This window comes from Streptomyces sp. CT34 (genome assembly GCF_000805335.1).
Classification (GTDB): Bacteria; Actinomycetota; Actinomycetes; order Streptomycetales; family Streptomycetaceae; genus Streptomyces.
Genome location: NZ_KN708638.1, coordinates 3100295 through 3103892 on the forward strand (window position 1 = coordinate 3100295; position 3598 = coordinate 3103892).

The following is a 3598-nucleotide window of genomic DNA, read 5'->3' on the forward strand; positions in this document are numbered from 1 at the left end:
GGCGCCGCCGGTGTCGGCAGTCCCGCCGCCGCTCGTGGCGTTCAGGCCGGCCGCGAGGTTCCAGTGCCCGGTGCCGCCCGGCTGCCCGGCGCCGGCCGCGGGCCCGGCGGCGTCGTGCGGCGCCGCGCCGTAACCGCCGTACCCGCCGTCCTCGTAGAGCGCGGCGCCGCCGGGCCCGGTCCGCCGGTCGTCGCCGACCAGGTACTCGCCGGACTCCTCCAGGACGTCGTCCGCCGCCGGGACCGTCCAGGCCGCGCCGGTGGCCTCCGCGCTGCCCGCGACGGGCCAGTCGACCTGCTCACCGCCCCACGGCCGGGCCGCTTCCGGGGCGCCCGCCTGATAGCCCGCGGACGGGTCCCGGTGGGCCGGGGAGTGCTCCGCCCGGTCCGTCGCGGCGTACCCGGCGGACGGGTCGGCGTATCCGGCCGACGGGTCCGCGAACGGCATCGTCCACTGCCCGGTCGCCGCCGGGTCGGTGCCCGCGCCGGCAACCGGGGGCGCGGCGGTGTGCTGGGTGAACGAGGCCGGCGGGGTGTAGCCGTGGCCGGGCGCGGCGAGCGGGTCCTGGCCCGGAGTGCCGTACCCGGCCCCGTACGCCCCCGTGGTGAAGCCTTCCGGGAGCTGGACGAAGGCGGTCGCCTCCGACTCGTACTCGCCGCCCTGCGGGAGCCGCTGCCAGCCCTGTTCGGGGTGCGGCTGCCGCGGATGGCGGTTGTCTGCGTCGGTCACGAGAGCGCCCTCCCAAGTGCGCGGCGGGCCAGTGCTGCCACCGTACGGCGCAGGTGCAGCGCGGCCGGCGGCAGGGTCGCCGCCTCCGAACCGTCCTGCGGCGGCGCCGGATCGGGGATGCAGGCGGCGGCCACGTAGTCGCCGAACGCGGCCAGCGCCTCGGGGACCAGGCCGCGTTCGCCGTCCCAGTCGATGAGCGAGGCCACCCACTGCTCGGCCTCCAGGGGGCGCAGCGGCATCGCGGCGACCGCGCCGACCGCACAGCGCACATTGCGCCGGGCCGGGTCCAGGACCAGCGCGACCGAGGCGGTGGCCCGGCCGGGGCCGGTGCGCCCGGTGGCCTTGAGGAAGGTCTGCGGGGCGTGCAGCAGCGGCACCCGTACGAAGCCGACGAGTTCGCCGGGCTGGAGCATCTCGCGGCCGGTCAGCAGGTGGCTGACCGGGATCTCGCGGCGGGTGCCCTCGGGGCCGGCGATGATGACGGTGGCCTCCAGGGCGGCGAGCACCGGAAGGGTGTCGCCGGTGGCGGCGGAGGTCACGATGTTGCCGCCGAGGGTCCCGGCGTTGCGGATCTGCGGCGGGCCGGCCGCGCGGGCGGCGGCGGCCAGGCCCGGGATGAGGGCGGCGAAGTCGGGGCGCCCCATACGGGCGAGGGTGAGGCCGGCGCCGAGCAGCGCATGGCCGTCCAGGTACTGCCAGCCGCGGATCTCGCTGATCCGGCCGAGTCCCACCAGGCCCGCCGGTCTGAGGAGTCCGGCGTTGACCGCCGCCATGAGGTCCGTGCCGCCCGCGACGGGCACGGCGGCGGGCATGGCGGTCAGTGCCGCCACCGCCTCGTCGAGCGAGGCCGGCAACGTCACCGTTTGCGACGCGTGCGGTGCGTGCGTGGTCAACCCAGCTGCCCCTTCCCCGGTGTCCCGGCAGTTCCGCTCCGCCGTACGGTACGTGCTCAGAGCCCGGACGTGGCAACTCTGGCACATCTTCGCGGGCCCGGTACGCGAGGGTCCGCGAAGCGACGATCCGTCCCCGAAGAGGGGGCTGGTCCGGATTCGTCCGCCGCGCCGGTGAGCGGGCACCACCGTCGCAGGGTCCGGCCGCACGGGCGCCGGCCTCGGGCGGCGGCTCACACGTTCGGGGGCGTCCCGTCGATCGGGCGTCCGAGCAGGCCGGGGCGCCGCTGCCAGGGGTGCGGGCCGCCAGGCGGGCGGTAGTCGACGCCGAGCGCGTCGAGCCGGGCGTAGTGGGCGGTCATCCGGCGGCCGAAGTCCTCGTAGTCGCGCAGGCGCGGGGCGGGCAGCCGGGACCAGGCGACCTCGGCGAGCGCGGCCAGCCGCGGGAAGACCTGGTAGTCGAGGCGCTGCTGACTGTCCATGACCTCGGTCCAGGCGTTGGCCTGGGTGCCCAGGACATGTCCGGCCTGCTCGTCCGTCAGCTCCGGCGGCACCGGCTCGAATCGGTAGACGTCCTCCAGGGTGCGGACGTAACCGATCGGCACCGGCTCGTCGGAGGAGGCGTGCTGACGGTGGTCCAGATACACCTGCTGCTCGGGGCACATGACGACGTCGTGGCCGGATTTGGCCGCGGCGACGCCGCCCGCGCAGCCGCGCCAGGAGGACACCGCGGCGCCCTCCGCCAGACCCCCTTCCAGGATTTCGTCCCAGCCGATGAGGCGCCGTCCGCGGGCGGTGAGCCAGCGGTCGAAGTGCCCGACGAACCAGCTCTGGAGGCCGTCCTCACCGTCCAGGGACAGTGCGGCGATCCGCTCCTGGGCGGCCGGCGACGCCTTCCACTGGTCCTTGGGGCACTCGTCGCCGCCCAGGTGCACGAACCGCGAGGGGAAGAGCTCCAGCACCTCCTCCAGCACGTGCTCGTAGAAGCGCAGGGTGGTGTCGGTGGGCGCCAGTACGTTGGGGTTGACGCCCCAGGTGTCCCAGACCTTCAGGGAGGTGGTGTCGATGACGTCGGTGTTGCCCAGTTCCGGGTATGCCGCGATGGCGGCCTGGGAGTGGCCGGGGATGTCGATTTCGGGGACGACGGTGATCTGCCGCCGGGCCGCGTGGGCGACGATCTCGCGGAGGTCGTCCTGGGTGTAGTAACCGCCGTGCGGGCGCGGGTCCCAGAGGGGGCAGGCCCGGTGGCCGAGCTTGGTGCGCTCGCGCCAGGCGCCGGTTTCGGTCAGCTTCGGGTAGCGGCGGATCTCGATCCGCCAGCCCTGGTCGTCGGTGAGGTGGAGGTGCAGGACGTTCAGCTTGTGCGCGGCCAGCAGGTCGATGTAGCGGAGCACGCCGTCCTTGGGCAGGAAGTGCCGGGCGACGTCGAGCATCAGGCCGCGCCAGCCGAAGCGCGGGGCGTCCTCGACGGTCTGCTCGGGCAGGGCGGCCGGCCGGCCGGGGGCGAGCGGGGCGCGGCGGAAGGCGTCCGGGCCGAGGAGTTGACGGAGTGTCTGGGCGCCCCAGAAGACACCGGCCGGGCCGCCGCCGGCGATGCGCACGCCCCAGCGGGCGTCGGCCTCCAGGCGGTAGCCCTCCGCGGGCAGGGCCGGGTCGAGGGCCAGCGCGAGGGTGTCGGACGCCTCGCCGGAGCCGGGCGGCAGCGGCAGCCCGAAGGCGTCGCCGAGGGTGCCGCGCAGCCAGTGCGCGGTGTCCTCGGTCCCGGGGGCGGCGGCCAGTGCGGTCTGCCCGCCGAGCCGTACGGTCCCGGGGTGCGGCCCGTCGACGCTCAGCGGTGCCGGGATCAGCGCCGTGTCGCCGCCGCGGTCAGGATTGGTCCGTACTTCTGTCACGGCGTCAATCCTCACCGCCCCGGCACGGCGGAAAACCCGCCGCACCGGTCGGTGTCCCGGCGGGATCAGCCAGACCGGCGGGGCCCG

The 3598-nt window shown here is 75.8% G+C and carries 2 protein-coding genes and 1 pseudogene; all 3 read right to left on the reverse strand.

The window, feature by feature from the left end:
* Window positions 1-729: pseudogene (locus tag RZ84_RS39710) on the reverse strand ((2Fe-2S)-binding protein); the annotation flags it as partial.
* Window positions 726-1622, reverse strand: coding sequence for an FAD binding domain-containing protein (locus RZ84_RS13600; protein ID WP_043264539.1), 897 nt, complete (start codon window positions 1620-1622; stop codon window positions 726-728). The pseudogene RZ84_RS39710 and the gene RZ84_RS13600, both read right to left, overlap by 4 nt.
* Before the next feature lie 230 nt (window positions 1623-1852).
* Complete coding sequence (locus RZ84_RS13605) at window positions 1853-3511, reverse strand: beta-N-acetylhexosaminidase (protein ID WP_052229929.1); 1659 nt, start codon at window positions 3509-3511, stop codon at window positions 1853-1855.
* Between the last annotated feature and the right edge of the window lie 87 nt (window positions 3512-3598).